The organism is Pandoraea sp. PE-S2R-1 (genome assembly GCF_002179865.1).
Classification (GTDB): Bacteria; Pseudomonadota; Gammaproteobacteria; order Burkholderiales; family Burkholderiaceae; genus Pandoraea.
Map to the genome: position 1 here is coordinate 289,913 of NZ_NGUR01000009.1, position 26,901 is coordinate 316,813.

The 26,901-nt window shown below is 62.6% G+C and carries 24 protein-coding genes; 5 read left to right on the plus strand and 19 right to left on the minus strand.

What is annotated here, in order from left to right; all coding sequences use genetic code 11:
- Position 1: 1 nt before the first annotated feature.
- From CDV44_RS08355 to CDV44_RS08440, 18 genes are all read right to left on the minus strand, one after another.
- On the minus strand, positions 2-2,572 hold the full coding sequence (locus CDV44_RS08355) for a hypothetical protein (RefSeq protein WP_087687609.1): 2,571 nt from the start codon (positions 2,570-2,572) through the stop codon (positions 2-4).
- Positions 2,569-2,910 (minus strand): hypothetical protein, encoded by a 342-nt coding sequence (locus tag CDV44_RS08360; protein ID WP_087687610.1) that lies wholly within the window; start codon positions 2,908-2,910, stop codon positions 2,569-2,571. Before CDV44_RS08360 ends, CDV44_RS08355 begins: the two co-directional genes overlap by 4 nt.
- Complete coding sequence (locus CDV44_RS08365) at positions 2,907-3,725, minus strand: hypothetical protein (protein ID WP_087687611.1); 819 nt, start codon at positions 3,723-3,725, stop codon at positions 2,907-2,909. Before CDV44_RS08365 ends, CDV44_RS08360 begins: the two co-directional genes overlap by 4 nt.
- Positions 3,715-7,614, minus strand: a complete 3,900-nt coding sequence (locus CDV44_RS08370; protein WP_087687612.1) for a baseplate J/gp47 family protein — start codon at positions 7,612-7,614, stop codon at positions 3,715-3,717. The genes CDV44_RS08365 and CDV44_RS08370 overlap by 11 nt, the downstream gene beginning before the upstream one ends.
- Positions 7,615-7,675: 61 nt before the next feature.
- On the minus strand, positions 7,676-8,113 hold the full coding sequence (locus CDV44_RS08375; protein WP_087687613.1) for a GPW/gp25 family protein: 438 nt from the start codon (positions 8,111-8,113) through the stop codon (positions 7,676-7,678).
- Between the two features lie 67 nt (positions 8,114-8,180).
- Entirely contained in the window at positions 8,181-8,483 is a 303-nt protein-coding gene (locus CDV44_RS08380; RefSeq protein WP_087687614.1) for a PAAR domain-containing protein, read from the minus strand.
- Between the two features lie 58 nt (positions 8,484-8,541).
- Positions 8,542-10,332 (minus strand): type VI secretion system tip protein VgrG, encoded by a 1,791-nt coding sequence (vgrG, locus tag CDV44_RS08385; protein WP_087687615.1) that lies wholly within the window; start codon positions 10,330-10,332, stop codon positions 8,542-8,544.
- A gap of 4 nt (positions 10,333-10,336) precedes the next feature.
- Entirely contained in the window at positions 10,337-11,020 is a 684-nt protein-coding gene (locus CDV44_RS08390) for a peptidoglycan-binding protein (RefSeq protein WP_087687616.1), read from the minus strand.
- A 3-nt stretch (positions 11,021-11,023) separates the two neighbouring features.
- A complete protein-coding gene (locus CDV44_RS08395) occupies positions 11,024-11,218 on the minus strand; it encodes a DUF5908 family protein (protein WP_087687617.1) in 195 nt (64 codons plus the stop codon).
- A 4-nt stretch (positions 11,219-11,222) separates the two neighbouring features.
- Positions 11,223-11,687 (minus strand): phage tail protein, encoded by a 465-nt coding sequence (locus CDV44_RS08400; RefSeq protein ID WP_087687618.1) that lies wholly within the window; start codon positions 11,685-11,687, stop codon positions 11,223-11,225.
- A gap of 66 nt (positions 11,688-11,753) precedes the next feature.
- Complete coding sequence (locus CDV44_RS08405; protein ID WP_039398341.1) at positions 11,754-12,212, minus strand: phage tail protein; 459 nt, start codon at positions 12,210-12,212, stop codon at positions 11,754-11,756.
- A gap of 118 nt (positions 12,213-12,330) precedes the next feature.
- The gene (locus CDV44_RS28415) at positions 12,331-14,100 is read right to left on the minus strand and encodes a phage tail sheath C-terminal domain-containing protein (RefSeq protein WP_087687619.1); all 1,770 of its coding nucleotides are present in this window, start codon (positions 14,098-14,100) and stop codon (positions 12,331-12,333) included.
- 21 nt (positions 14,101-14,121) lie between these two features.
- Positions 14,122-15,057, minus strand: a complete 936-nt coding sequence (locus CDV44_RS08415; RefSeq protein ID WP_087687620.1) for a hypothetical protein — start codon at positions 15,055-15,057, stop codon at positions 14,122-14,124.
- A gap of 20 nt (positions 15,058-15,077) precedes the next feature.
- Entirely contained in the window at positions 15,078-15,653 is a 576-nt protein-coding gene (locus CDV44_RS08420; RefSeq protein ID WP_058378602.1) for a DUF4255 domain-containing protein, read from the minus strand.
- Between the two features lie 275 nt (positions 15,654-15,928).
- Positions 15,929-16,666 carry an aspartate/glutamate racemase family protein gene (locus CDV44_RS08425; RefSeq protein ID WP_087687621.1) on the minus strand — a complete coding sequence of 246 codons (738 nt, stop codon included), beginning with the start codon at positions 16,664-16,666 and terminating at the stop codon, positions 15,929-15,931.
- Between the two features lie 23 nt (positions 16,667-16,689).
- Positions 16,690-18,123, minus strand: coding sequence for a dihydropyrimidinase (hydA, locus tag CDV44_RS08430; protein WP_087687622.1), 1,434 nt, complete (start codon positions 18,121-18,123; stop codon positions 16,690-16,692).
- A gap of 4 nt (positions 18,124-18,127) precedes the next feature.
- Positions 18,128-18,862, minus strand: coding sequence for an aspartate/glutamate racemase family protein (locus tag CDV44_RS08435; RefSeq protein ID WP_087687623.1), 735 nt, complete (start codon positions 18,860-18,862; stop codon positions 18,128-18,130).
- 75 nt (positions 18,863-18,937) lie between these two features.
- Positions 18,938-20,236, minus strand: a complete 1,299-nt coding sequence (locus CDV44_RS08440) for an MFS transporter (protein ID WP_087687624.1) — start codon at positions 20,234-20,236, stop codon at positions 18,938-18,940.
- Between the two features lie 221 nt (positions 20,237-20,457).
- Between CDV44_RS08440 and CDV44_RS08445 the strand changes: the two genes are divergently transcribed.
- A complete protein-coding gene (locus CDV44_RS08445; RefSeq protein ID WP_087687625.1) occupies positions 20,458-21,102 on the plus strand; it encodes a GntR family transcriptional regulator in 645 nt (214 codons plus the stop codon).
- Positions 21,103-21,129: 27 nt separating this feature from the next.
- Here CDV44_RS08445 and CDV44_RS08450 read toward each other — a convergent pair whose 3' ends face one another.
- Positions 21,130-21,909, minus strand: a complete 780-nt coding sequence (locus tag CDV44_RS08450) for an IclR family transcriptional regulator (protein ID WP_087687626.1) — start codon at positions 21,907-21,909, stop codon at positions 21,130-21,132.
- A gap of 201 nt (positions 21,910-22,110) precedes the next feature.
- Between CDV44_RS08450 and CDV44_RS08455 the strand changes: the two genes are divergently transcribed.
- The 4 genes from CDV44_RS08455 to CDV44_RS08470 all read left to right on the plus strand — a co-directional run bounded on the left by CDV44_RS08455 (position 22,111) and on the right by CDV44_RS08470 (position 26,897).
- Positions 22,111-23,097 carry a hydroxymethylglutaryl-CoA lyase gene (locus CDV44_RS08455; protein ID WP_087687627.1) on the plus strand — a complete coding sequence of 329 codons (987 nt, stop codon included), beginning with the start codon at positions 22,111-22,113 and terminating at the stop codon, positions 23,095-23,097.
- Positions 23,094-24,374, plus strand: a complete 1,281-nt coding sequence (locus tag CDV44_RS08460) for a CaiB/BaiF CoA-transferase family protein (protein ID WP_087687628.1) — start codon at positions 23,094-23,096, stop codon at positions 24,372-24,374. The genes CDV44_RS08455 and CDV44_RS08460 overlap by 4 nt, the downstream gene beginning before the upstream one ends.
- Positions 24,375-24,465: 91 nt before the next feature.
- Positions 24,466-25,776 (plus strand): MFS transporter, encoded by a 1,311-nt coding sequence (locus CDV44_RS08465; protein ID WP_087687629.1) that lies wholly within the window; start codon positions 24,466-24,468, stop codon positions 25,774-25,776.
- A complete protein-coding gene (locus tag CDV44_RS08470; RefSeq protein ID WP_170935910.1) occupies positions 25,776-26,897 on the plus strand; it encodes an amidohydrolase in 1,122 nt (373 codons plus the stop codon). The genes CDV44_RS08465 and CDV44_RS08470 overlap by 1 nt, the downstream gene beginning before the upstream one ends.
- The last annotated feature ends 4 nt before the right edge of the window (positions 26,898-26,901 follow it).

The window sequence follows — 26,901 nt, forward strand, 5'->3', positions numbered from 1 at the left end:
GCTACACCCACAACGTCAGACTTTGATCACGCCGCTCATGCCGCTGACGCATGAGCAACGACGCGAGACTCGCGCTGGTGGCATCGAGGCGGCGTGAGTCGGTGCGGGTAATGTCTTCGCGCAGGCGCGTCCGCCACAAGTCGTAGCGATGCTCGAAGTCGCGCATCGTCACGAAATCCATCCAGTGGAATTCCGGCAGCAAGTGCGCCGGCAGATTGCGGCAAACCGTCTCCTGCGCAAGGTTTCGAAAGTCGGGATCGCTGAACCTTGCCGACCACGCCGGGAACACGATGCTCACGCGGGCATCGAAGAACGCCGCATCGGGCACCTGCCCCCGCTCAGCTGCCGCTGCCGCCGCCGCCTCAGCGTTGCGATAGCGCGGGCGAAGCAACACATGCTCGACCAGATAAAACCCCTCGGATTGCACATTCAATTTGCACAGAAAACTGCGCAACGTCTGCACATATCGATCGGCGTGCGTGACGGCCCCCGCGCGTTTGAACTTCGCCAGTCGCACGTCACCCAAGCGCTCGTCATGCGTGCGGAAATGCACATGCACTTCCTCGCCATGCTGCTCAAGCACGTAGTTTTCCAGCCGTACGCCATGCACGAGAAGCCCCACAGGCAGCAAATCTTCTTGCCGGGACTCTTCCTTTGATGGTTCCGCACCGGGAGCGCCCCGCCCCGCCAGTACCACCAACCGGGCAGCTGCGCGCTCGTAGTCGTCGGCCGTGGCCACGTTGTCGGCCCGCAGGCGCAGCCGCCATTGCAACAGTGTCACGCTCAGCGGATGTTCTGACGGCTCGGCAGGCAACCCCAGCAGAATCGCGATCTTGGCGTGGACCCCGGCAACGTTGGGCCGGCCATCAACGCGCCGCTCGGGCACGCCCACGTCGAACGCCGTTGCCCGGTCGCGCGAGAGCGTTGCGATATGGCGCAGGAATTCGAGCTTGTTGTTCACCAGCCAGTGCGTCGCGTGCTTGTCCTGATAGTCGTCGAAGCGGCGCAGCGACTTCTGCGAGAACGTTTCGCCATACATCGCGAGCAACACATCCAGCAACCGGCTGCGCCGGTCCTCCGCCCGGTCCTTGCGCGACACGATATGCGTGAGGGCTTTGCGCACGTCCTCCGGCGCCTCGACATACAACGATTCAATATCCGGCAGTGCGTCGTCGCCGATCAACTGCGAGAAGTAGGTCTGGTGCAGATCGTCAACGGAGAACATCCGTCCGACCGATTGCAGGTTCTCCAGATAGTTGGCCATCAACTGCTCGGCCAGATACAGATAGGCCTTCAGTTGCTTCGCGCTGACCTTATGCGCCAGCGGTGCGGACGGCGGCACGCCGAAATGGTTGATGCCGTAGATCGCCGGAAACTGATGCTGAATCGAGAAATAGTCGCTCAGCTCGCGCGTCTCGCCCTGCGGTGCGGGTACGATCCCCACCACCGATTGCGGCGTGTTACGCAAGGTATCGAACTCGAAGCGCGCCTTCGCCAGTGCCACGCGCGCATCGTCCAGCACCACACGTGCCTTGTCTTCGCGCCGTTGCTCGACGGCATCCGCGGCGGGTGCCGTATCGGTGCCGACGGCACTGCTGGCAAAGTGCAAACGCAGAAATGCACTCTGGGCATCCCCCGGGAATCGCAGGCGCAGCACGGCGTCCGCCGCCATGTCCGTGCCAATCGGGTGCCCGTGGGCATCGCACAGGGCGAGCCGCTGCACGTGCGCCACGCCTTCGACCTCCTGCACCAGTCCGACCAGTTTCGAGATCGCAATCGGTGAGCCGGGCGCCTGCGCCCCGGTACTCGCGATGAATCCGTGCACCGTGCGCGGACCGGAAAACAGGATATCGAGCGGTACCCCTGCCGCAAAGGCCTTGACGTAGCGCTCGACCTGAAACCCCGAGAGCACCGCCTGCGCACATCGGAAGTAGATATCTGCGAAGATCGACGCCGGGTCGCGCTCGCTGTGAATCTGCACGTCACCACTCAGGTAGACCGCCTGCGCGGGCACGACGCGCACGCCGGCCAAGTCTTCGCCAAGGTTGCGATGCGCGTTGAAGACCTCGAAGATGCGCTTGCGCACGTCGGCCTCCATCGCGGCCTGCGCCTCTCCCGACAGTTCCCCTGTCAAGGTTTCGCTGAGCTTGACCAGTACCCGGTACAGTCCGCGAGCCCCGCCCGCGCCGGCCGACGCATCGGGCTCACAACTCAGCCAGACATCCTCCAGCTCGGGAATCGAGTCGTAGAACAGCTTGCGGTAATCGTCGACCGTGAGCACCTGACTCGGCAGAATCTCGTCTGCCGGGTGCAAGGCGTGCCGCCGGTAATCGATTTCGCCCGTCGGACCGACCAGATAATCCTCAGGTGCGAAGTCCGAGCGATAGCCGAGTTCGGTGATCGCGTAGCAAAGCTGCTCGAGAATCGTGACGCCCGGATCGTGCAGGTTGTAGTCAGTCCAGCGATCCCCGCACAAGGCTTGCAGCGTGGCAATGCCTGCGCGGCGCAGCGCATCGAAATCGAGCCCATGGGGATCGGGGGCGAATCGGGCGATGGACTCAGGCGCGTTCATCGGCTGACCACACCCCGAATGCCGCGTGCGCGCGTGGCGTCGTCGCCAGCCTCGTCCAACGCGATGCGGGCGCTGTTCAATTGCGCCTTCATCGCATCGATCAGTGTATGCACCCGGTGATACGGCAGGTGCCCCAATGCTTCAACGATCAGCGCGAAGGCAGGCGCGCTCAGTGCACACGCAATGGCTTCCCCCGCGCCCGCCTCGTTGGCTTGCCGGTTCAGTGTGCCGATCAGTTCGTATACGCGCTTGAACGGCAACTCTGCCAACGCCGCCATGACCAATTGCGCGTCGTCGGCCGCAAGCACGATGTCGAAGGTGGTGGACGGCGTACTCATGCCTGCACCTTCGGTTCGGGGTCGACGGCGCTCGTCTGCATGTCCGGGTCGAACCACAGATTGGTCAGGTAGTAGGTCACCCACGTCCGGTCAGCGCCTGCACTGTCGCGCGTACTGTCGTAAGGACAGCCGACACGCATTTGCAAAATGTAGTTGTGCTTGGCCCCATCGGGCGCATCGATCCACTGCAATTGCAGCCGGTTGCACTTGCTGCCGAAGTGCGATTGACGGTAATCGATGTCGCCTTTGCCATTGAAGGCCATGACGGCATACGCGTGCATCAGCGCATATTTGCCGCTGCCTCGCTTGCCCACGCCCGCCATGATCTCGAACGCATTACAGCCGGTGAGCGTATCGGTGATGTCGTGCCACTTGCCGTCGGCGGGCACGCTGCGGCTGCCCGGGCGGCCGCGCCGTCCGTCAGCGACAATCCGCCCGGCCATATCGAGTTCAAAGTCCGGCGCATCGCTGGCCTGCCCCGCCGACTGCGCGTCCGATGCGCCCGGCAACTGGCGCAATGTCAGCACGGCGGGATTGCGGGCGTTCCCGAAGGCAAGCCCCCCGCCCGGCCCGTCCAGTTGCACCGACCAGATAGGGCTCTTCACGTCGATGTTTTGATAGAAGCTGAGCAGCTTGCCCTGATTGAGTTGCGAGACCTTGAGGCCATCCACGGGCGTCTTGTCGAACCCTTCATCGACGATGTTGAGCATCGAGTCGATCAGTTCCGAGAACGCCGTCGCGGACGGCATCTCGCCGTTGCCGAACTTGCTCCGGAGCGTGTCGCGATTACGGCGGGCCATGGGCTTATTGGTCATGGGGGTCGTCCGAGATGATGAAAGTGGTGCCGATTTCGAGGCGGCTGAGCGCAGTGGGTACGCCCGGGTAGTCAACGCCATCGTCGACCGCTTCGATGGCGTGACGGGCGACCGGAATGGCAATGCTCCACGGGTAGAGCGGCGTGATATCGGTCTGGCCCTTCGTGCTGCCGGTGTTGGCGGGGTCTGCCGTATCGAACAGCGAATACGTTTGCACATCTGCCGAGGTCCACACGACAGGCGCGGCCGGTGACGTAGCTGACGCCGGCGGTACGGCAGACGGTTTGGCGGCAATACGCAGCATCGAAAAGCCGGAGACGTTCTGCACGTAAGGCAACGAGCCGATAAACGCCTCCAGATCGTGCTGCCGGATACGCCAGCCGAAGTGCGTGCGATAGCCCACGTCGTCCTGCCACGGTGTGAGGTAGTGCGAGATCGCCGCGTTGAGCATGGCGATATAGCGCCCATTGCCCGACACGTCCGAAAAGCGCACCTTGCAACGCACCTGAATGCGTTCGTAGACGGGGTTCTCTACCGACACATGGGCCCACGGCGAGGACAGCGTGTTCACGAACGCCGCGATCTCCTGCATGAGGTTGCCGTCGAGCATCGGCATCTGCTCGTCGGCCGGTAACGCGGGCCAGTAAGGCAACGGCACGACCAGCGCACGACCGGGTCGCACGCAGTCGAACGGGCCGTGCGCCGTGGTGAGATTCGCAAAACACTTGACCTTGAACACATCGGCAAACGCTTCGAGAATCATCGACTCGTAATCGGCCGGCGAGATCGCGCGTTGCTTGTGCCGCAGGCGCTCGCTGATGCGTGTGCGCATCTGCTCACGCGTCTCGGCTGCCCGGCCGCCGCAGGATGGCAGCGGTTGCACGATGCCCGTGATGCCCGGCAACGGACGGCGGCCGCGCACGATACTGCCGGCAGGCAAAACCATCGGCACTTCGGGCGGTACATCCTGCCCACGGTGCACCTGCACGGCCTGCGCATGGATGGCATACAGGCTGCAATACTTCTCCATGTCGCGATCGGCGCTGACACGCAGCCAGTAAAGCCCATCCGGCATGACGGTGTTGTGGCAGTCGATGTCGCCCGGCACCCGCAGCGTCACGATGCCTGAGGTCATGAAGTGATGCGTGCCGTCGGCCACGATGTAGCGACGCGGCAAGGGCTTCCACACGTTGTTCGTCAGGTAACTCCAACGCAGTCCTGCGGTGTCGGCAGATCCGTCTTCGGTGTCTTCGTTGGTCGGCGGCACCGGTTGCGAGTCTTCGCGAAGCTCGAAGAGCAGCGTCAGCGTCTTGCCGAGGTCACCGGCGGCAATGCCGACGTAAAGATTACCGGCCGCCTCGAAACGCGGCAGCAGTGCGGGCGCCGGATAGCTCTTGAGGCCAAGCGTCTCCCATCCCGACGGAAACAGATGCAGGAAGCGGCCGTCGTCGTCGCCATTCGGCAACCGGTCGACACGAATCGTCCCCGTCGCGCAATAGTCGATCGAGATCGCATTGATCAACGGCGTATAGGGCGCGCGCGGCACAGCGCGCTGCCCACGCCAGCGCCGGCGGCGTGCGTTGGCCATCATCGTCGCCGACAGCGCCTGCGCATAGGTCTCATGACCGAAGGCGAAGGCCGGTGCGGCAAACGTGAATTTGAAGAAACCGTTCTTCGCGCCCGGCCCCCACGTCAGCGGCTGGGCCGCGCTCACGCCTGCGTCCGGTTCGAACAAATGTGCCAGTTGACCGGCGCGCCAGACGATCCGCGTGTCGATACGTTCACCCTGCCCCGGCTGTACCCGCGTGCGGAACATCGGCACGCTCGGACGGGACAATTCGCTGGCGGGCGTCCACACCCCCTTGGCCAATACGGCGACCGTAGCCAGATAATCCTCGTTGGCGAGGCGCACGTCGTAGCCGTCGTACCAAGCGCCGAACCCGCCCGTGACGCGCGGCAGGTCGGCCCACTCGATTTCCACGCGAAAGTCGGTGATGCGCTTCGACGCCATCTCGGTACTGCCGACGATCAGGTAGCTGCCCAGCCGGGCCAATGGCCCGAACGGTGCGAATGGCGTTGCGGCGCTGAGTTGCCCGATGTTGTTTTGCAGAACGAGGTCGCGGCAGCCTCGCGCTTCCACATCGACACGCGCCCCGGTCACTGCCAGATCGCGCAGCATGCCGTACGGGAACAGATACGCCCCCGGGTTGATCACGCAACGCAGCAACGGCGTATCGACGTCGAACTGCTCGCCATGCAGCGCCGGCGAGTACGCCACCACGCTCGGCGATTCGGGCGGCAACTCGAAGCTCAGCCTAAGCACGTCGCCGTCGAAAAACGGCACGTAGCCCGGAATGTCGATCCAGCCGAATTCGCCCGTCAGCCCGACCACGAAGATGCTGCGGAAGATTTTCAGGAAGATGTCGTTGCGGCGCAGCTCCACCGCGACCGGGCTGTTGTCGACGTCGTCTGCCGTCTGCCCCGGCGCAACACCCTCCGGGCTCACCGGCGTCATGCCGAGCATCGCGTCGGCCACCCGGTCCAGCCGCTGCATCAGCGTGTCGTCGGCGAACGTGACCGTCACCGTGATACGGCGATCGCCTTCCTTGAGTAAAAGCACCTTGCTCGACAGCGCGAAGCCAATGCGAGCGTCCCGATGGGGGCCACTTCCCATGCCGGCTTTGGGTGCACCCAGCACCGGCCAGGCTTGCGTGTGATCGGCACCGGGCGGTGCGACCGGCACCGGCTGGAACCACGCCGCCGTGGGCCACGTCCGCCCGGTTACCGGAGCGCCTCTTGGCACAGCGTCGTCGTCGGCGAGCAGGTTTTCCGGCGCGCTGTAGCCGTTGTGATCGAGGTAAAGCGTTTGCACCTGCGCCACGCGGCCGTCGGACACCTGCAACTCGTTCTCGGCAACATAGAGAATGTCGCGACTCTGGGCATCGACCCCGGCCGGGAATTCGGTGCCCGCCGGCACGACGACGTCGCGCGCGTCCGGGATACGTTTGAAAACCAGCCACGTGTGATCGGGGATGGTGGCGCGCGGCGTGCTGCCGAGCATGCGGTCGTAGTAGAAGTCGATGAAACGGCGTGTATATCCGTTGAGCTTGCCTTGCAGCTTCTGGAATTGCTGCACGAAGGCAATCAGCAGGCCGATGGCCGGATCGTGGATGCCGTTATGCAACGATGCGGGCAGCCGTGCCAGGGCCTCCCTGCGGACCATTTCAATCGCCTTCATGTACGCGTGAAAGTCGGTGCGGACATCGGCTTTGGTGAGCTGCGCCCCCGCACGTGCGATGCGGTCGGCGTCGAGGCCACCGGTATCGCTGCCGGAGAGCGTGATCGGCGTCGCCAACCCGGCCGACCAGATCGGATCGAGCGGTACGTGTCCCCCCACTGCCCGTAAGGCGCCAAGAATGCCGGACCGATCGACGCTCAACTGCACGATCACGGCGCGCAGCACCGTGCGCAAGCCCAGTCCGTTGTCGCTCTGCGCCTGCGCCAGCGCGGCATACCAGTCGTTGAGCGTGATCACCAGTTCGGTGACGGGCGAGGCTTGCAGCGTCCAGCCCGAACTGTCTCCGTTGGCGCTGACGCCGACATGCTCGGGCGTATTGCGCCACCATTGGGCGAAGCGCGCCGTCTCACGCGACAGATCGAACGCCAGAATGCGGCTCATGACCACGGTTTCGTCGGCGCGGAAGAACGGTGTCCAGTCCCCTTCCGGCACATTCTCCGCGTTGTGAAAGTGCACCAGTGAAGCAAACTCCGTCACGATCGCGAGCAACTCGTGGAACGACAGCTCATCGAGATGGAAATAGCCGTCCTGCAACGCGGGCAGTGCCCGCATCGCCTGACTGGTGCCATCGCGAATGATGAGGTTGTACATCGGGTGGTCGGCTCGTTCTTTCTGTCGGTATCAGTGCCAAGTGCAGGTCTCAGCGCAGGTTTCAGCGATCCATCTGCTTGTCCGGCAAGTTGGTCCCTTCAAGGAAGTAGAACGGGTAGACCATGTTGCTGCGCGTGTTCGTCCCGCGCACCGTGTAGTCGATGAGCACGTCGATACGCCCTTCCATGGCCGCCGACGAGTCAATGACGATCTGTTCGACAGTAATCCGCGGCTCGAAGAACAGAATGGCGCGCTCGATCGCATCGCGTATCTCGGTGAGCACGCTCTCGTTGATCTCGTCGAACACGTAGGCCTTGATGCCGCATCCGAAGGTCGGCTGCATGATCCGCTCGCCCGGCACCGTCGACAGGATGATGCGCAGGCTTTCATGGATGTCAGCTTCGGCCTCCACCATCTGCGTGCGCCCCCGGGTGGCGCTGTCGCCGAATCGCGGCGGAAACGCCCAGCCAGTGCCGAGAAACGATTTGTCGGTGCTCACGCGTGCTTTCCCCCGATCCGTTTTGTTTTGACTTTCGTTCTTGCTTGCGTTGTCTGCGCCGCCAGCCTTAGCCGCCGATCAGCACCGTTGGACAGCCCATCGAAATCGCACCGCCATGCGCACAGGTATCGCCGACGCGTGCGGCCGGTTTCCCGCCGATCAGCACGCTCGTCGACCCCATGACAATGGAATCCGGCGGCCCGACGCAGAGGCAGTTGTCGGTCACGACAGCGGCCGGCAGTTTGCCGACGAGCACCGTCGGCACGCACGGACCGAGAATCGGGCCGCCCACGTGCGGAATGGGCACCGGTACGGCCGGCGTCTGCATGGGACACACGTGCATGTCAGTCAGTCGTGCGGCGAGTGGCATGTTCCTGTCTCCTTGTGATCGCGCTATTTATCGAGCGAATGAACGCAAACGCGTCGCTTCAGTTGATCATGACCAGCGCGCCTTTGACGGTCGTCTGGCCGCTGGCCGAAAGCTCTGCCGTGGCCGAACCCTTTGCGGTAAAGCCCACCTTCGCCGTGCCGGTGATGTTGAGCGCCTCGCTCTTGATATCCGCCTGTGCGGTCTGTTCGATGTTCGATACCGCGCTGATGCTGACTTTGCCCTTGGCGTTGATCACGATGTCCTTCGGGCTGTCGAGCGTGATGCCGTCGGGCGTCATCTGGATCTTGTTGTTGTTCTGATCGGTCAGGCAGATCGACTTGGCGTCGTCGCTCATCTCGATGGTGTTCTTCTGCGGCGTGATGACGGTGATGACCTTCTTGTCGTCATCGAAAATGATCTTGAGCAGCCCCTTCGTCCACAACGCCTTGGTGTAGTTTTCAGCCGTCAGTTCGTAGGGCATCTTGCGTTGGCTGCTGTACAGACTGCCCAGCACGACCGGATGCGACGGGTCGCCATTGAGGTAGCCCAGTATCACTTCGTCACCGATCTCGGGAATGAAGAATGCCCCCACGCCCGATGAGCCGTAAAAACTCGCCAGCCGCGCCCACACACCGGCCGTCTCGGCTTGCAAGACCTGCACCGCCACCTGAATCCGGTACTGCCCCTCGGGGTCGGCATCGAGCTTCGTGACCACACCGATTTGCAGCCCGCCGACGCCCGGCACCAGCCCCGATGCCTGAACGTTGCCCGCTCCGTGACGCTCGCTAAAGCTCTCCGGCGACAGGCCGAATTCAACATCCGAAATCCAGTTGCCGTCGGCAATGCGGTGCTGCACGGCGCTCACGTAGACGTTGCCGCTAAAACGCTTGCCCACACCCACCAACTCGATCATCACGCCCGGTTTGGCGGCTGCATTGCCCTGAAACGACATGCGGCCGCGAATACACGCGAGGGCGGCGCGCATCTGACGCGCCTCGCTCCATGATTTCAATTCGTCGCTTTGCAGCGGCACCGTCGATTGCAGCCGGAAGGTGCTCGGACTGGCCACCTGAGCAAGCTTCGCCGGAGTGAGGTCGCCCTGCTCGTAGAGCGCTTTCGCAGGCGCGCTTTGCTGCACCATCGCCTGCGTTGCCGGGTCCCACGCGGCCGCTACCACGCTCTGCAACTGCGTGCGCGCGTCGACATCGGCGGAGAACGACATCATGTCGATGCCATAGGTCACCTTGAGGACCGCTGCCGTGCTGGTCTGCGGCGGTTTGACGCTCACCGTACCGTTATCGTCGGCGATCACGAGTGCCCCGTTGGCTTCCGCACGCAATGCCATGAAGTCCCAGTCGGTGCTGTAGAACTGCACAATCTCCTGATGCTGGGTCTGCGTGGTAGTCACATCTGCCGTGAGACCGGCATCGGAAATCAGTTGACTGAGGATCGCGCTGTCCTGTTTCTGGACATAGTTGGCGTTCTTGCAGCCGATCGTCATGGCCACCGCCTTGTGCCGGCACTCTACGATCAGCCGCGCGTCGTTATTGCCCGCGATCTTGATGCCGTGCCGCACGACGATGCCGTCGAAGATTTGCGCGGTCGTGCCGCCATAGCCCGCTTTGATGACAATCGCGCTGCCGGGTGCGAAGACCTCCGTGTCGCTCACCGGGAAGTCGTCGTTAGGCATATCGCCGTCGCGCAACACAAGGCGTGCGCTGCTGACGCGTCCCACCGCGCGATCGATCTCCACGGAGATCACGCCCGCCGTATCGGGAATGGGGCTGCCCGCGCTCGTGATCGAGAGCGTCAGGACACCATTGGCGTTAGCGGCGGGAGACGTGGCCATAGCGTCAGACGAGCGGCGGAAAGCGCAGCATCATGCCGGGCACCAGCTTGCGAAAGCCGGTCAGGTTGTTAATGCGCGCGACCTCGCGGTAGTACGACGGGTCGTTGTAGATGCGGTTGCACAGCAACGGCAGCGTGTCGCCCGCCGTCACTTCGACGAGATGGCTCAGATCCGGCGAACTCAGGTTGGCCCGCAGCGCGCTCTCGGTCGCGCTCATCCAGCCGACGATGCCGAGCGTCACGCGAGCGCGCAACGGCTCGCCAGTCGGCTTGAACATCGTGTAGTCGAGCGCGATCGATTCGACCCGGCCGAAAAAGATGAACGTGCCCCACAGCAGGCGGATGTAATTCGGTTCGTGCTTCTTGCCGTCGTACTTGTAGATGACCGCCAGCAGCGCGTCGATCATGTCTTTCACGCTGCGCGAGCCGGTGCCGTCGACCACGCCGGTGCCGTCGAGCACCAGGTTCTCGATGGTGATGTTCTCGGGGCGAATGGCGCTGAAACGCGGCGTCGCACTCGGCTGCCCGAGCGTCTGCTTCTTGTTGTACTCGATGCTCAGCTTGCGCTTGTAGCCAACCGGATTGATCAGCGCCTCGAACGCCGTGCGGCTGGTGTCGACCGAAATCTGACCGCCCGAGACCTTGCACGGGGCGATGTTGAATTTTCTGCGGTTCAGGCTGGTCGCCACGGATCAACGCTCCTTCGCGCGCTCGAGCAGGTCGAGCACGAGCGCACGGCACTCCGCGAGCAGCTCTGCGCGCGCCTGAGCGTCGAGTACTGGCAAGGCCTCTGTCATATCGTCGGCCGGCGGCGCGACGTCACTCTCACCGGCGGCTCGCTGTACCACGTTCGATTTGATGCTCAACTGGCCGATTTCAATCGACATCGTGTCACTCCATGCGGTTCGCGTAGGTGTAGCTCAGAACGATCTTCTCGATCGCCACCTGATTCTTCGTCGAGCCGAAACCTTCAATTTCCCATTTCACCGGATACGCATTGGCAAAGGTCCAGATGCGAATCGGAATATGCATTTCGTCGAGCAACTGCACCATCAGCGACTGCGGCCGTATCGGCACGATGAACTCGCCTTCGAACACCGAGCGGCACCACATGACGAGCGGCGACGTGAACGACGCAATACCCCGCTTGAGCTCGAGATGCGGGTGTTTGACGCCCTTCGGCAACGTGTGCACAAAGCGGTTCTCCCCGCCCTCGGGGACCGATTCGGTATCGAGTTCGGTACTGATGCCGGAGACTTCCTGAAACGACGCGTCGACCGCACCGCCGGTCGTGGCGAACATCACGCGAAAGTGGAAAGCAGCAGGCGGGTACGGATCGAAAGGCGATGACGGCATGTCGGGCGCGCGCGGGCCAGCACCGGGACGCCGTACTGCTCGCGACCCGGTGCCGGTGGCCGATGGTTAGCTGTTGGCGATGGTCAACCCTTCGTGCACGATCTCGATGGTCTCGATGGCGACTTCGTTGCCTTCGGACTTCAGATCGGTGCCCGTGATCTTGGTCGGCCACGCGTTGGCGAGCGTCCACACCATCGTCGGCTTGCCGGCCTCGTCGAGCAGGCTGATCGTCACCGGCACCCGCTTGATGGTGTTCATCTTGATCTGGTTGAACCAGTCCCAGAACTTGTTATCGGACTTGAACACGCCCTTCTTCATGGTCACGTTGCCGTACTTCTTCATGCCCGGCATCTTGATCACCGAGAACTCCGGGCTGTCGCCGTGGCGATACTTGATTTCTTCGGACTGCACGTCCAGCCCGCTCACTTCCTGAAACGACATGACCTGCGAATCCCACTTCACCTGAAAGTAGAACTTGGGAAGCGGCCAAACTGTGGTGGATTGTTTCGAACCGTCGTCTGCCATCACATACCTCGTCTAAAGATTGCATGCGAAAAATGCCGTGCCGGGCCAGCGCACTCTGCGGCGCGCCGCAACATCGTCACGAACCTGCCAAGCGGGTGATGTACCCCGATGCCCGGCCTCAGGACTTCTGCATTTGTTGTTCGAACGTCAGTTCGATGAATTCGGCCGGACGGCTCACCGCCACCAGCACCGACACCTTGAGCAGACCTTCGAGAATGTCGTCGCCGGTCATGGTTTCGCCAAGGCCGACAAAGACCTGAAACGCGTCGTCCGGGCTTGCCCCTGCCAGACCGCCACGCTTCCACACGCTGGTGAGGAAGTTGCGAACCATGCTCTTGATCGTGACCCACGTGTTGGCCGTGTTCGGTTCGAACACATAGGCCTTACACGCGAGCCGCAGCGATTCTTCGATCATGATCATCGTGCGGCGCACGCTCAGATATCGCCAGTCGAGGCTGTTGCCGTCGAGCGTGCGGGCACCCCACACCATCACGCCTTCGCCGATGAAGCTGCGAATGGCGTTGACCGACTTGCCGTTGGTCGGTGCGTTGAGGTCTTCCTGATCGGCATTCGAGATGCTCACGCTGGGCGATACCACGCCGTTCAGGCTGACGTTGGCCGGTGCCTTCCATACGCCGCGCGTGTTGTCGACGAGCGTGTACAGCCCAGCCATGCCCGCCGACGGCGGCAGCAAGTTGAGCTTCTTTTGCAGCGATTGCAGCACCTGCACGTACACATTGCTCAGTGCCGCCAGCGTCTTGTGCAGCGTTTCGATGTCGTTCGGCGACATGACCGCCGGCTTGGCGGCAGGCTTCGCTGCTGCGGCCGCATCACCACCGCCCGCATCGGCAGCGGGCTTTGCGTCGGCACCACCGGCGTCAGCGGCGGCGTCCGGTTTCGCCGCAGCGGCATCGCCCCCGGCAGGCGCTGCCGGGGCGGCCGTACCGCCGAGTTGCGTCAGCACTTCCTGAATCTGCTTGGCCTTCGCCGTCGCGGCGGGCGATGCGGGCACGGGATTGAGCACAGCCGCCAGTTCTGCCGTGATCAACGTTTGCAGCTGTGCCGGGTTCGAAATCCGCGTGAAGTCGAGATCCTTCTCGGTCACGATCGACGTGTTGACCCACGGGTAATAGCCCGCGCCGAAGTCCAGAAACTCCGAGCCCACCGAATCTCGGAATGCCGTGATGGCATCGCCACCGGGCGCCTGACGGTCCCAAGATCCGTCGAATACATCGACGATCGCGAAGCGGTTGCGCATCGTGTAACCGCAGTGCATGAGCATCGCGCGCTGCACGGTCGTGCAGTCCTGACTCGACAGGCGCACGGCTTCGGGCACCACCACCATGGTGGGTTCCTGCTCCTTGACGAGCGTATCGATACCAGCGGTCAGTTTGCCCGGGTCGATTTCGCCGTCGGCGTACGTGCCGACCGACACGATGTAGCACGGGCCGCCGCCGTTCTGGAAGAACAGCAGCATGCTGTAGTACAGCAGGTATTCCGTGCCCTGCGGTGTGAACTTGAACGGCTTGCGCGCGCCGGTCGCGCCGATGAAGAGATCGGTCACCACCGGGCGTGCCGGCTTGGCGTCGCCACCCGCATCGGCAGCCGCTGCGTCGCCGCCGTCCGCCTTCTTGGCAGCCACCGGTGCGCTCGGTGCTGCCGGCACCGCGTCGAGCGAGTAGCTCGTAGCGGGTGCGCCACCGAAGTACGTCACGAATTCCGCCATCGAGCTGATACGCCACGGCGTATTGGCCAGCGGCGTGCCCTTGTTATCGGCGAACTGGGTATAGCCGATGAATGCCGGGACGGCCGTGGCGACTTCCACCACGGAGTTGGGAAACGCATTTTGTTCGACTACGTATACGCCTGGTGTTTTGTATTGCGCCATGGTTCACCTCGGTCAACGATATCAATTGATGTAGATCTCGGACACCCGAACTGCCGGGCTCATTGCCGCCTTCTGCCGCGCCTGCCCTTCCTGCCGTTGCTTTGTCTCCATCCCCTGCTGAATCACGCTGCCAACTTCGGCATTGGGCAGTCTCCGGATCAACACGCGTTCACCCGACCGGCCCCGTTCCCGCAACTGAAAACGCTGCGGGTATTGCTGCTGCATTGCAATTTCCTGTTCGCTCTCGAACACCAGCGCACGACGGCCGCCACTGCGCGGCTCGCTACCGGTGGCCACAAAACTGACTTTCTCGTCGAGATCGACAATAGCCAACGCGTCGTTCTCGGCATCGCAAACGTAGTAGTAGCGCCAGCGGGTCGAGCGCGCGGCGAAGTTGGCGATGTAGTCGACCCCGGCCTTGTTGACAGAAGTATTCGCCACCTGATCGGCGAGATCGATCTGTACGACCAGCACCGGAGGACTGAGTCTGTCGGCGCGTTCCAGATGGGGGGCCAGCGACGGCGCGCTGACCGGCAAGGCGTTCGTCGCATCGACGGTCTCGCCGGCATGCAGCCGCTGCGTGAGTGCACCGTCGATTCGCACACTCGCCGCGCTTTGCAGGAAATAGACGGCTGCGCCGCCGGTCAACGCCGGTGCTGTGTAGCGGGAAAAGTGTTCGTCTTTCGCATACCACTTGACGGTGGCGACGGCCTCGCCGGGCTTCAGACCGCCCAGCAGAACGTCGCGGCGGCGAGTTTCGCAAAAGAACGCAACGCCGTGCCGGTGTGGAATCACGAGCAGGTCGCGGCGACGCACCCAATCGGTGGTCTCGGGTGTGAGGGCAAAACGCGCCCATGGTAGCGAAGCGTTAGGCTCCGGCCAGTAGGCGTGGGCGAGATCAACGGTGAACAAGCGCGCATACGGTAACGCGGCTGTCCCGGTGGACGTAGCGGACATAGGGCGCTCTCCGGGCCGGGTCAGTGATTGAGCGCCGGTACAGGCGTGCGCACCGTCGGCACGGTACCGACGACATCGCCGGTATCGGGGGCCATCAGGCGCACCTTGTACAGCACCGACGGCAGATATTTGCCGCCAAGCATCGTCCACAGATTGCTGAGTTCGCGAATATTGAGGTTCTCGATCTCGAGCACCAGCCGGTCGATACGCGCATCGAGCGATGGCGACGACTGATGGTCAAAGACCGGATAACGCTGGAAGAACTGGATCGCGCCGGAGATCAGTTTGAGCGAATCTTCGTAATTGCCGCCGGTGTAATTGGCGGCCACCATCACGTAGAGATTCAGATAGAGCGGCGCGACGGTGGTCGTCACGCGCGACGCGCCGGCGTCACCCGGCAAAGACTGGCGATAGGGGCCCGTGTCTCGTTCGATATGCGTGAGGAACACGACCAAACGGTTGTTCGTGTCGGCAATGGCATGCCCGTGCATATCCACAAGACCGGACATCGTCACGATGTCTTCGGTGAGTGTGTAGGCTTGTTTTAAATATTCGTTGAGCCGCCCCGCCAGGTGGCCCACAGCAGCGTTAATCATGGTTCCCCGATACCGTTCGCAATCCAGTTGCTTATCTGATTCGGTACAACACTTACGACTACCGGCACTGCTTTGTCGTTATTTTTCCTACACCGTCTTGGTTAGCGAAACGAAATATCCGATATGTTCGGCATTCCTGAGCGTTTCAGCGTCTCGCTTTCATTTTTTGCTGCGGAACTGTAGCACATGAGCACGGCGTTTTGCTCGGCGATAGAAAAACGAAGGCCGGCTACGTTTGCGCGCCGGCCTTTCACTTCCTTCCCGTCCTCTTCCTGTCACTCGAGTAACGCCCGCAATGCCGGTGGCAATCCGGCATTGTCTTTTCTCGGCGGGCGCTGGAAGCTGCCGCCCGTCGCCGTCCCCGGTTGCAGCGCCATCAACGATTCGCAGTGCCTGACCGCGCTGGAGACGCCATCGACAACGGGCACCGGAATCTGCCCGCGCAACTGGCGTGCCAGCCCGGCCAGCGGTGCCCCGGCGACGATGATGACGTCGGCCCCGTCTTGCTCCACCGCCATCTGGCTCAGCTCGATGAGCCGGGCCGCATGATCTTCCTGAACCGTGGCAATGTCGCGCAGCGGTGACGTGAGACTGCGAATGCTCGCCAGCCGCGACGACAAACCGTTTGCTGCCACGCACTCGCGGTACCACGCCTGAATGCGGTGAGAAATGGCAATGATCGAGAACCGGTTGCCGAGCAGGCAGGCACTCGCCAGCGCGGCTTCGGTCATGCCGACGACCGGTACATCGAACAACTCCTTGATGCCGCCCAAGCCGGGATCGCCGAAGGCCGCCACGACGAGGCCATCGAACTCCCCGGCACGCTCTGCTGCGGCACATGCCGTCGCATAACCGCCGGTCAGCGCCTCGAAGCGCGTTTCGATATACGCCACGCCGAATTGCGCGGTGGCAAACGACAGCGCCGTGTCAGGTGAAGCTGCCCGGCGGGCTTCCGCCTCAATCAGCGCCGTGACGCTGGTGGAAATATTGGGGTTGATCACGAGCAAGCGCATCGCGTCGTCTCCTTGTCTGTGCGTCACACCAGCGACGGGGCGTCGGCCGGCAAAAACTGCCCGCGTCCCGGCGTCGGTTCAAGGTATTGGCGATTGGCAACCAGTTGCTCGCCCCGCGAGAAACAATGCACCGGCCAGCCGGTCACTTCCCTGCCCTCGTACGGCGTGTAGTCGACGGCGTGATGCAATGCGCCGTTCGTGATCTGCACGCGGGCCTCCGGATCCCACAACACGATGTCGGCATCCGCCCCGATGGCAATCGTGCCTTTGCGCGGGTACAGGCCATACAGCCGTGCCGGACGATACGATGTCAACTCGACGAACTTGTGTAGCGACAATCGCCCCTGACGTACGCCGTCGAACAGCAGCGGCAACCGCGTTTCAATGCCGGGAATGCCGTTGGGAATGTGTTCGAACGACTGCGCGTTGCCGCCCGGCTTCTTGCCCTGCGGATCGTCGTAGTTGAACGGTGCGTGGTCTGATGAAAACACCGAGAACACGCCCTGTTTCAACGCTTTCCAGACCGCTTCCTGATTGTCGGAATCTCGCGGCGGCGGGCTGCACACGCATTTCGCACCGGCATAGCCGTCGTCGCCCGGATGCCCCATATCGTCAGCCGTGAGGTAGAGATACTGCGGACACGTCTCGGCGAGAATCGGCATGCCACGCCCTTGCGCCCAGCGAATTTGCCCGATCGCATCCTTTCCGGACACATGCACGATCAGAATCGGCACATCGACCAGCTCGGCAAATGTGATCGCCCGATGGGTGGCTTCGCGCTCGACCGCGGCGGGGCGCGCGAGCCCGTGAAACTTCGGCGCGATACGGCCTTGCCCGACCAACTTGTCCGTCAACCACGCGATGCAATCCGAGTTCTCCGCGTGCACCATCACCAGCGCACCATGCTCGCGGGCCACCGAGAGCACCTCCAGAATTTCTCGATCCGATAGCTTCAGATCGTCGTAAGTCATGTAGATCTTGAACGAGGTGTAGCCTTCCTGAATCAGCTGCGGAAGTTCTTCGCGCAGTACCTTCTCCGTGGGGTCAGCAACGATCAGGTGGAAGCCGTAATCCACCACAGCGCGCCCGTTCGCCCGCTTGTGATAGTCGTCAACGGCGGCCCGTAGCGAACCACCCTTCTCCTGCGCGGCGAACGGAATCACTGTGGTCGTGCCGCCGCAAACGGCCGCCCGCGTCCCGGTGAAAAAGTCATCGGCCATGCGTAGGCCGTCGGGCATCGGTTGATCAAGGTGGCAGTGCCCGTCGACACCACCCGGCATGGCAAGCAAGCCCGTCGCATCGACTTCACGCTTGCCCGGGCCGAGTCGACGGCCGAGGGCAACGATAACGCCGTCGCTCACGCCGATGTCAGTCTGGAAGCGATCGGACGCGGTCACCACGTCGGCATTGCGAATGACCAGATCAAAGGGTTGGTCGCCTGAATACGCATTCGTCATCGCATCACTCCCCTGTGGCGAACAGTTGTCCCCACTCGGACAACGCACGGGTATCGAGGCCGGCGATCTTCATCGATTTCCAGATCACCGTCGAAATCGTGTCGTACACCGGAATGCCGGTCTGCGCTTCGAGTGCGCGTGCCAGCGGCGCGGCATGCAGATTGGTGCAGAACGTGGTGATGGCCTGCGGACGTTGCCCGGCCACTTCATTCACGAGGCGGGTGAGCGTGTCGCCGTCGACTTCGGAGAATTCGAAATTCTTGCGCAGGTTCAGGTGGCGCTCCGCCGTGCACTGAATACCCTTGCGCGCGTAGTTGGCGATGATCCGTTGCTGCACGTCCTCCAGATACGGCGTGACGAGGCCGAGTTCCTTGACACCGGTTTGTTCGAGAATCTCGTTGAGCGCCAGCACGGACGTCGTCGCAGGAATGCCGGTCGCCTCGGTGATCTGACGGCACAGGGCCTCATCGGTCTCGAACCCGAGCCAGCCCGCCGACGTGCCGTTCCAGGCGATGACGTCGACTTCGGCATCGGCAAGCAACTTCGCTGCGTCGAGAATCTTGTCGAGATCGAACTGACCGAGCGCCGTCGACCCCAGCGAAATCTCGGTCACACGAAAGCGTGAAAAATGGACACTGACATCGGGCAGCCCGGCAACCATGGCACTGGTGATGGGTTCCAGCGCGGTGTTGGAGGACGGCGTAAGCATGCCAAGCAAAGTGCGGGAGTTTTTTGTCATTGTCGTTTCAAAGCAAAAAGCGGAAAGGCAAAGATCGGCCGCTACAAGCGCGAGCCGATCCGGCAAACCGGTGAATCAGACAGGGAGTTTTCTTTCGTAATCGATCAACGTGGAGCACACGAGCAAGCCCACGCCGGCGGCCGCAAAGAACATCAGCGCGAGAAAGTACGAGCCGGTGGTCTGCACGATCAGGCCGACGATCAGCGGCACGCTGATACCGCCGATGTTGCCGCCGAGATTCATCACGCCGCCGAGGAAACCAATCTTGTTGCGGGTGCCGAGAATCGACGGAATGCACCAGTACAAGCCGCACCAGCGAAGGAAGAAGAGCGTCGAGGACAGCAACACGACGGTCACCACGTCGCTGGTGACGTATGCCACCGAGAAGATCGATGCGGTGGCGATGACAGCGGCAATACCGAAGAGCGTGCGCATCACCTTGTTGGGCGAGCCGCCGGCCGCTTTCCACTTGTCGCCGATCCAGCCGCCGATCAACTCACCAACGAAACCGCAGAAGAAGATGATGAAACTCGCGCTGCCCATCTGCTTGATGTCGAAGCCGTGCACCTTGTGCAGATAGTTCGGCATCCACGTCAGCAAGCCGTAGAACACAGTGTTGAAGCACATCCAGCCGAGGGCCATGCACCAGACCGAGCGGTATTTGAAGAAATCCATCGAGCGGCCCGACAGGTTCTCCGGCTCGGCGCGGTGCTCGGACGCCTGCGCCATCTCGATGTAGTTGGCCTCTTCTTCGTTCACGGCCGGGTGTTCACGCGGTGAATTGCGGATGTAGCGCCATGCCAGATACCCCGCGAGCATCGTGCCGACACCAGCCACGACAAACGCGAGACGCCATGAGCCCAGCACGGTGATCAGCCACGTGATGATGATCGCGCCCAGTGCCGCCCCCAGCGGCGCGCCGCCGTCGAGCAAGGTGGCGCCGCGTCCGCGCTCGTTCTGGGTCATCCAGATGGCATTGAGCTTGCCGCCCGCCGGATAGATCGGCGCTTCGGCGGCGCCCAGCCCGAAGCGGGTCAGCAGCAGCGTGGTGGCGCTGGTGCAAAACGCCGCAGCGGCCTGAAACAGCCCCCAGAAGACGGTCGCCAGCGCAATGACGATGCGCGGCTTGTACTTGTCGGCGAGCATGCCGCCCGGAATCTGCATGACGGCATACGTCCAGAAGAAGCCGCTCAGAATCAGCCCCTCCATCGCCGGCGTGAGGTCGAATTCTTTCGAGATCAACGGCATCGCCACCGACAACGACGCGCGGTCGATGTAGTTCACGGCGATGAGGAACAGCATCAGAAAAAAGATCTTCCAGCGAACCGTGCTCTTCGCGCCGGTCAGCGTTGCGGCCCTGCTTGTCGACTGCATGGTGAATCTCCCGATTAGATGACTTGAGTACCGTCGTCGCGCAACTTGGGAGTGAGTATAGAATCTGTAATCTGTAATTACAACGTCGGTAAATAATTGATTTTATTGAGATGATACGTAGGGATTTCCCTATATGGTAGGATCTTTTCGACACTGATAATTGATAACGAGACACCGTGGCCCTCCCGCTCCAGCACTCCCCCAGACTTCGCACGCTCGGTATGTCCGCCGAGATCGCTGCCCGCCTTCGCGTGATGATTGAAGAAGGCGAACTCCCGCCCGGCGAACGCATCGATGAGAAGGCGCTTTGCGAGCTTTTCGATGTTTCGAAGACGCCCTTGCGCGAGGCGTTGAAGACATTGGTGTCGGAGGGACTGGTACTGCACCGGCAGTACATCGGCTACCGCGTGGCACCGCTCGATCTGGAGGAGTTGCGCGCCACCTTCGAGACGCTGCATGGACTGGAGCGCACCGCGGGCGAATTGGCCGCGATACGCCTGACGGATGTGGCGCTACGGACGCTTGAAAAGAAGCATCTTCAGATGCTCGACGCGCACAGCAAGGGGAATCGCACCGACTACTTCCGCATCAATCAGGAGATTCATCAACTGATCGTCGACGGTGCGGCCAACCCGGTGCTGTCATCGATTTACGCGGCGTTGATGAGCAAGGTTCACCGCGCGCGTGGCGCGGCAAATGCCGATCATTTGCGTTGGCAGGAATCGCACGAAGAGCATGAGCAGATCATGCGTGCGCTGAGAGAGGATGGCCGCCCGCGTCTGGGTGCAGTGCTCAAGGCGCACTCCGAGAATACGGCCACGGAGGTGCTCACCGTCGTGGCGGAGGCGATTCGCAAGGGCGATTAACATCGCCGGCCGTTCAGGGGCAGGCGCTCAGGCGTTTGCGCCCTGCCCCGGCACCGTAAATCCCGATTGGCGCGTCGCCGCAAGACTTGCGTCGTAGCGCTCGCCCATGCCACCCAGCGCGACCGTTGCGCGACGTGCCCCATCGAGTAACGCCGTCAGCGCCTGTTTAACCGCTGACGCCATGTCGAAGCGCGCTTTCGGTCCCGAGAGCGTCAGCGCACCGACGAACTCACCGCTCGCCCCAAACACCGGCACCGACACCGAGGCTGTTTCCGGATCGCGTTCGCCGAACGAGACGGCCCAGAGACGCTCGCGCACGTCGTCCCAACGCGGATCGTCGCTCGCCGTGAACGCGAGCAACACCTTCCCCGAAGCGCCTTTCGAAATCGGAAACTCTTCGCCGATTCGGATCGACACGCGCACCGCGCGCGTCGGCTCCACCCGGTACAGCACCAATCGTTGGTCGCCCTGACGGACATACAACGAAGCGGTTTCGCCCAGTTCGCGGCTCAACTGCTGAAGGACCGGCTCGATCACCGGCCCGACTTGAAACGACCGCTGATAGCGCGCTGCGAGGCGCAGCGGCTGTGGCCCGATGGCATAGCGCCCGTCGCCGAGCTTGCGAATGAAACCACCGTGTTCAAGCGCACCGAGCAATCGCAACACCGTGCTCTTGTAGAGATCGGTGCGCAGCGAGATTTCGGTGAGCGTCAAACCATCCTCAGATGGGCCGAACGCGTTGAGGATCGCGAATGCTCGATCCAGCACGGCCACCCCGCTGCCACCGTCCGACGCTTGCGCCGTCATGTCCGATTCCTCGTGTGCCACTCGCGTCCCCTGTCATGAATTCGTTGAATGCGGCCACTCTACAGTTCTACCGGATAGAACACAAGTTCCATAAAATGAGGAAAATACGGGTTTACCCAACTTAAACGCCGCCGATGATGCCCGTATAGTTCTATCAAATAGAACGTAGTTCTTTCTGATAGAACTAACAGGAGTCTCCGAATGACACAATCTTCCGCCCCGCGAGTCCTCGTGAGCGAAGTCGGCCCTCGCGACGGACTGCAAAGTTTGAAGCGCGTGATGCCGACCGCCGCCAAGCTGCGCTGGATTTCCGCGCTTGCCGCCGCCGGTCTCAAAGAAATCGAAGTCGGCTCGTTCGTGCCGGCCAAGTTGTTGCCGCAGATGGCCGACATCCACGACGTCGTCGCCCATGCCCTGTCGATTCCGGGCCTTCGCGTGGCCGTGCTCGCCCCAAACCTGCGTGGCTCCCAAGCGGCATTCGAAGCCGGCGTGCATAAGTTGACGTTGCCCGTCTCGGTCACCGACGAGCATTCGATGGCCAACATTCGCAAGACCACGGCGCAGATGATCGAAGAAGTGCGCGAAATCGTGGCGCTGCGCGACGCGCGTTTCCCCGGCATCGAAATCGAAGCCGGGGTTTCGGTGGCATTTGGTTGCACGATTGCGGGCAACGTCACCGATGACCAGACCCTGCGCATGTGTCTCGCCATGGCCGAGTGCGGTGTCGACGAAGTGGGCTTGTCGGATACCAGCGGATACGCCAACCCGGTGCAGGTCCGCCGGCTGTTCCGTCGCTTGCAGGCCGAAGTGGGCAGCAAGGCGGGCGGCGCGCATTTTCACAACACGCGCGGCCAAGGGCTGGCCAACGTGGTTGCCGCACTCGATGCCGGCGTGACGACCATCGACGCGAGTCAGGCCGGGCTTGGCGGATGTCCGTACGCGCCCGGCGCGACCGGCAACATCGTGACGGAGGATCTGGTGTTTCTGCTCGAAGCGATGGGCTACGACACCGGTATCGACGTCGACGCCCTTGCCGCAGCGCGTGCCGTGCTGGCCGAATCCCTGCCGGGTGAAGCGTTGTACGGCCACGTGCAGGATGCCGGGCTGCCGAAGGGTTTCCACTACGCCGACGGACGCGCCCCCAGCGCACCGCAACCGGAAGGCTGCTTGCTCGGAGACGCGCAATGAGCGGTGTAAAAAGCGAACAATCGCTGCCGTACAGCGGCGTGCGCGTCGTCGAGATGACGCACATGGTGATGGGCCCGACGTGTGGCATGGTGCTGGCCGACCTCGGCGCGGAAGTCATCAAGGTCGAGCCGATCACCGGGGACAGCACGCGCAATCTGCGCGGGTCCGGCGCGGGATTCTTCAGCACGTTCAATCGCAACAAGAAGAGTCTGGCCGTCGATCTGAAAGACCCTCGCGGCGTCGAGATCGTGCACCGGTTGCTCGCCAACGCGGATGTCTTCAGCGAGAACTTCAAGAGCGGGACGATGGACAAGCTCGGGCTGGGTTACGACACGCTCTCCCGGCTCAATCCGCGACTCGTCTACGTATCGCACAAAGGCTTTTTGCCGGGCCCGTACGACCACCGCACGGCGCTCGACGAAGTCGTGCAGATGATGGGCGGCCTGGCGTACATGACGGGGCCGGAAGGCAAGCCGTTGCGAGCCGGTGCGAGCGTCAACGATGTCATGGGCGGCATGTTCGGTGCCATCGGCGCGATGGCAGCACTGGCGCAGCGCGAGCGCACTGGCCAAGGACAGGAAGTGCAGAGCGCGCTGTTCGAGAACAACGTCTTCCTGATGGCGCAGCACATGATGCAGTTCGCCGTGACGGGGCGCCCCGCCGCACCGATGCCGAGCCGGATCTCCGCGTGGGCCGTGTACGACGTCTTCACCGTCAAGGATGGCGAACAGATCTTTCTGGCGGTGGTCTCCGATACGCAGTGGGCACTGTTCTGCGACGCGTTCGGCTTGCCTGCGTTCAAGGCGGACGAACGGCTCGCCACGAACAACCAGCGTGTGCAGGCGCGTGAGTGGCTGATGCCGCAACTTCGCCAGCATATGGAAGCGTTCAGCGCGGCACATATTGGCGCCGTCTTCGAGCGTGCCGGGCTGCCTTATGCGCCGATCACGAAGCCGCAGGCGTTGTTCGACGATCCGCATTTGCTGGCCACCGGCGGTCTGGCTGAAGTCACGTTGCCCCCTGACGCCAGTGCCGCAGGGGAATCGGTCACAACGCGCACCGCGCTGCTGCCGATCACGCTGGCGGGCGAGCGGTTGCCACTGCGCGCCGCGCCGCCTTCGCTTGGGCAAGACACACAGGCTTTGCTGACCCAACTGGGCTACTCGCCGGACGACATCGGGCGTCTTGCCGATGCCGGTGTCGTCCGATGCGCGGCATCACACGCCGACGCAGTGTCGGCAGCGCCGCCATCACCGACTGAACTTGCCAGCGCCTGAACCCCTGATTTCGTGAAGTGACACACAAGAACGCCGGGCCGTGCCGACCGCAATAGCGGCACGCACGCCCGGCAATATGCAGGAGACAACCATGACCTCGTTATCACGTACGACACCGGCGGCTATGCCGCTGGGCGACTCCCTGGAGCAGAGCGCGGTGCAAAAAGCCGCGTGGCGCTTCATTCCGTTGCTTGCCCTCGCCTATTTCTTCAACTATCTGGACCGCACCAGCGTCGGGTTCGCCGCGCTCACGATGAATCGCGATCTCGGCCTGACGGCCACGCAATTCGGTTGGGGTGCGGGCATCATGTTTGCGGGTTATTGCCTGTGCGAAGTGCCGAGCAATCTCGCGCTCTATCGCTTCGGCGCGCGCCGCTGGCTGGCGCGAATCATGATCACGTGGGGCATCTTCGCGGCGGCCACGGCGCTCGCTACCGGCCCGATGAGCTTCTATGTGATTCGGCTGTTGCTGGGCATTGGCGAAGCCGGCTTCTTCCCCGGCGTGATTTTCTTCCTTGCGGTCTGGTTTCCCGCGAACTACCGCACGCGGGTGCTGGCGTGGTTCACGGTGTCCACACCGTTGTCGTCGCTGGTCGGCGGCCCGTTGTCGACGTGGTTGCTGCAAATGGACGGGATGCTCGGTCTCGCGGGCTGGAAGTGGATGTTCATCATCGAGGGCTTGCCGGCATGTTTGCTCGGCTATCTCGTGTTGAAGCTTCTCGCGGACAAGCCTGCCGACGCTAAGTGGCTCACACCCGACGAGCGGCAGGCGCTGCAACAAGCCTTCGAACGTGAGGGCTCGGCCAGCAAGAAAAAGAAGGACTTTGGCGCGGCGCTCAAAGACGTGCGTGTCTATCTGCTCGCCTCGATCTCGTTCGGCTTCACGATGGGTTCGTACGGCATCGGTATCTGGCTGCCGCAGATGCTCAAGGCGCACGGTATGAGCGTCACGCAGACGGGCTGGCTCTCGGCGGTGCCGTACTTCTTCGCCACGATTGCGCTGCTGTGGTGGGCCAAGCGTGTGGACCGTCGCGGCGGGCACATCGCGAATCTGGCGGCGGGGTTGCTGATCGGGGCGGTGGCGTTGGGCGTATCGACGTATTTCAATCAGCTCCTGCCTGCCATGACCGGCATCACGCTTGCGCTGATTGGCACCATCGCGGGACGCACGATTTTCTTCACGCTGCCGGCGCGTTTCCTGTCGGGTCAGGCAGCTGCGGGCGGGCTCGCTCTCATCAATTCGATTGGTGCGCTGGGCGGCTTTGCGGGGCCATATCTCGTGGGCTATCTGAAAGACAGTTTCGGCACGTTCACAGCAGGCATGTTGGGTCTGTCGATCGTACTCGGCGTCACCACGTTGCTCACACTCGCGTTGTTCGCGTTTCCGCAGGAGGAGAAATAATGCGCGGTATTCAATCACCGGCGCGCCGCATGCTCTTGCAGGTCGCGGCGGCGTCGGCGGCACTGTCGGCCACCCGTGTTTTCGCAAAAGAGGAATCCCGCCCCATGTCGGCGACCAGCAACTATCTGCCCGTGCGTGCCGAATGGCTGGCCGCGGGCAACGAAGCGGCCCTTGAGCCAACGATGCCCATCATCGATGCGCACCACCATTTTTACGAGCGCCCGGGCTGGATCTACCTGCTTGACGAGTATCTGGAAGACGCACGCGGCGGGCACAACATCACGGCGTCGGTGTTCATGCAGGCGTTGACGCGATATCGACAGTCGGGACCGGAGGCGCTGCGCCCGGTCGGTGAAACGCAATACGTCGCAGAAATCACGGCGCCGCTGCAACATGCCGCGCCGCGTGTGGCGCAGGGCATGGTCGGGTATGCCGATTTGCGACGCGGTGCTGCGGTGCGTGAGGTACTGGAAGCGCATCTCGCCGTGGGACAAGGCCGCTTTAAGGGCGTGCGGCATCTGGTGACGTGGGACGCGGACCAGACGCTGGTCAATCCGCTCTCCGCAGCACCGCGCGGGTTGTTGCTCGACAAGGACTACCGTGCCGGTGTCGCGCAGTTGGGGCCGCTGGGTCTGTCGTACGATGCGTGGCTGTTTTTCCCACAGTTGCCGGAGTTGTTCGATTTGGCAAAGGCGTATCCGGAGACGCGGTTCGTCGTCAATCACTGCGGCGGCGTGGTGCGTATTGCCAGCTACGAGAACGCACGCGACGAGGTGTTCACGCGGTGGTCACGGTCGATGCGCGAGCTGGCCCAGTTGCCAAACGTTTACGTGAAAGTTGGCGGATTAGGGATGCGGATCAACGGCTTCGACTTCGAGAAGGGAAAGCGTTCGCCGTCATCGGAAGCCCTCGCCGAAGCGTGGAAGCCGTGGATGCACACGTGTATCGAAGCCTTCGGCGCCGATCGCTGCATGTTCGAGAGCAACTTCCCGGTCGATAAGGGTTCATACACGTTCAACAACGGCTGGAACGCTTTCAAGCGCCTGACGGCACAAGCCAGCCCCGCGGAACGCGCCGCCCTGTTCCGTGAGACGGTGGCGAAGGTTTATCGGTTGGGGTAATGGT

Bases quoted from the DNA above. Each gene is read 5' to 3' on its own strand.
- CDV44_RS08420 (WP_058378602.1), bottom strand. From the start codon at position 15,653: ATGATTAACGCTGCTGTGGGCCACCTGGCGGGGCGGCTCAACGAATAT.
- CDV44_RS08450 (WP_087687626.1), bottom strand. From the start codon at position 21,909: ATGACGGCGCAAGCGTCGGACGGTGGCAGCGGGGTGGCCGTGCTGGAT.
- CDV44_RS08425 (WP_087687621.1), bottom strand. From the start codon at position 16,666: ATGCGCTTGCTCGTGATCAACCCCAATATTTCCACCAGCGTCACGGCG.
- CDV44_RS08445 (WP_087687625.1), top strand. From the start codon at position 20,458: ATGTCCGCCGAGATCGCTGCCCGCCTTCGCGTGATGATTGAAGAAGGC.
- hydA (WP_087687622.1), bottom strand. From the start codon at position 18,123: ATGACGAATGCGTATTCAGGCGACCAACCCTTTGATCTGGTCATTCGC.
- CDV44_RS08415 (WP_087687620.1), bottom strand. From the start codon at position 15,057: ATGTCCGCTACGTCCACCGGGACAGCCGCGTTACCGTATGCGCGCTTG.
- CDV44_RS08360 (WP_087687610.1), bottom strand. From the start codon at position 2,910: ATGAGTACGCCGTCCACCACCTTCGACATCGTGCTTGCGGCCGACGAC.
- vgrG (WP_087687615.1), bottom strand. From the start codon at position 10,332: ATGGCCACGTCTCCCGCCGCTAACGCCAATGGTGTCCTGACGCTCTCG.
- CDV44_RS08395 (WP_087687617.1), bottom strand. From the start codon at position 11,218: ATGTCGATTGAAATCGGCCAGTTGAGCATCAAATCGAACGTGGTACAG.
- CDV44_RS28415 (WP_087687619.1), bottom strand. From the start codon at position 14,100: ATGGCGCAATACAAAACACCAGGCGTATACGTAGTCGAACAAAATGCG.
- CDV44_RS08460 (WP_087687628.1), top strand. From the start codon at position 23,094: ATGAGCGGTGTAAAAAGCGAACAATCGCTGCCGTACAGCGGCGTGCGC.
- CDV44_RS08455 (WP_087687627.1), top strand. From the start codon at position 22,111: ATGACACAATCTTCCGCCCCGCGAGTCCTCGTGAGCGAAGTCGGCCCT.
- CDV44_RS08435 (WP_087687623.1), bottom strand. From the start codon at position 18,862: ATGACAAAAAACTCCCGCACTTTGCTTGGCATGCTTACGCCGTCCTCC.
- CDV44_RS08365 (WP_087687611.1), bottom strand. From the start codon at position 3,725: ATGACCAATAAGCCCATGGCCCGCCGTAATCGCGACACGCTCCGGAGC.
- CDV44_RS08400 (WP_087687618.1), bottom strand. From the start codon at position 11,687: ATGCCGTCATCGCCTTTCGATCCGTACCCGCCTGCTGCTTTCCACTTT.
- CDV44_RS08440 (WP_087687624.1), bottom strand. From the start codon at position 20,236: ATGCAGTCGACAAGCAGGGCCGCAACGCTGACCGGCGCGAAGAGCACG.
- CDV44_RS08370 (WP_087687612.1), bottom strand. From the start codon at position 7,614: ATGTACAACCTCATCATTCGCGATGGCACCAGTCAGGCGATGCGGGCA.
- CDV44_RS08465 (WP_087687629.1), top strand. From the start codon at position 24,466: ATGACCTCGTTATCACGTACGACACCGGCGGCTATGCCGCTGGGCGAC.
- CDV44_RS08355 (WP_087687609.1), bottom strand. From the start codon at position 2,572: ATGAACGCGCCTGAGTCCATCGCCCGATTCGCCCCCGATCCCCATGGG.
- CDV44_RS08405 (WP_039398341.1), bottom strand. From the start codon at position 12,212: ATGGCAGACGACGGTTCGAAACAATCCACCACAGTTTGGCCGCTTCCC.
- CDV44_RS08380 (WP_087687614.1), bottom strand. From the start codon at position 8,483: ATGCCACTCGCCGCACGACTGACTGACATGCACGTGTGTCCCATGCAG.
- CDV44_RS08470 (WP_170935910.1), top strand. From the start codon at position 25,776: ATGCGCGGTATTCAATCACCGGCGCGCCGCATGCTCTTGCAGGTCGCG.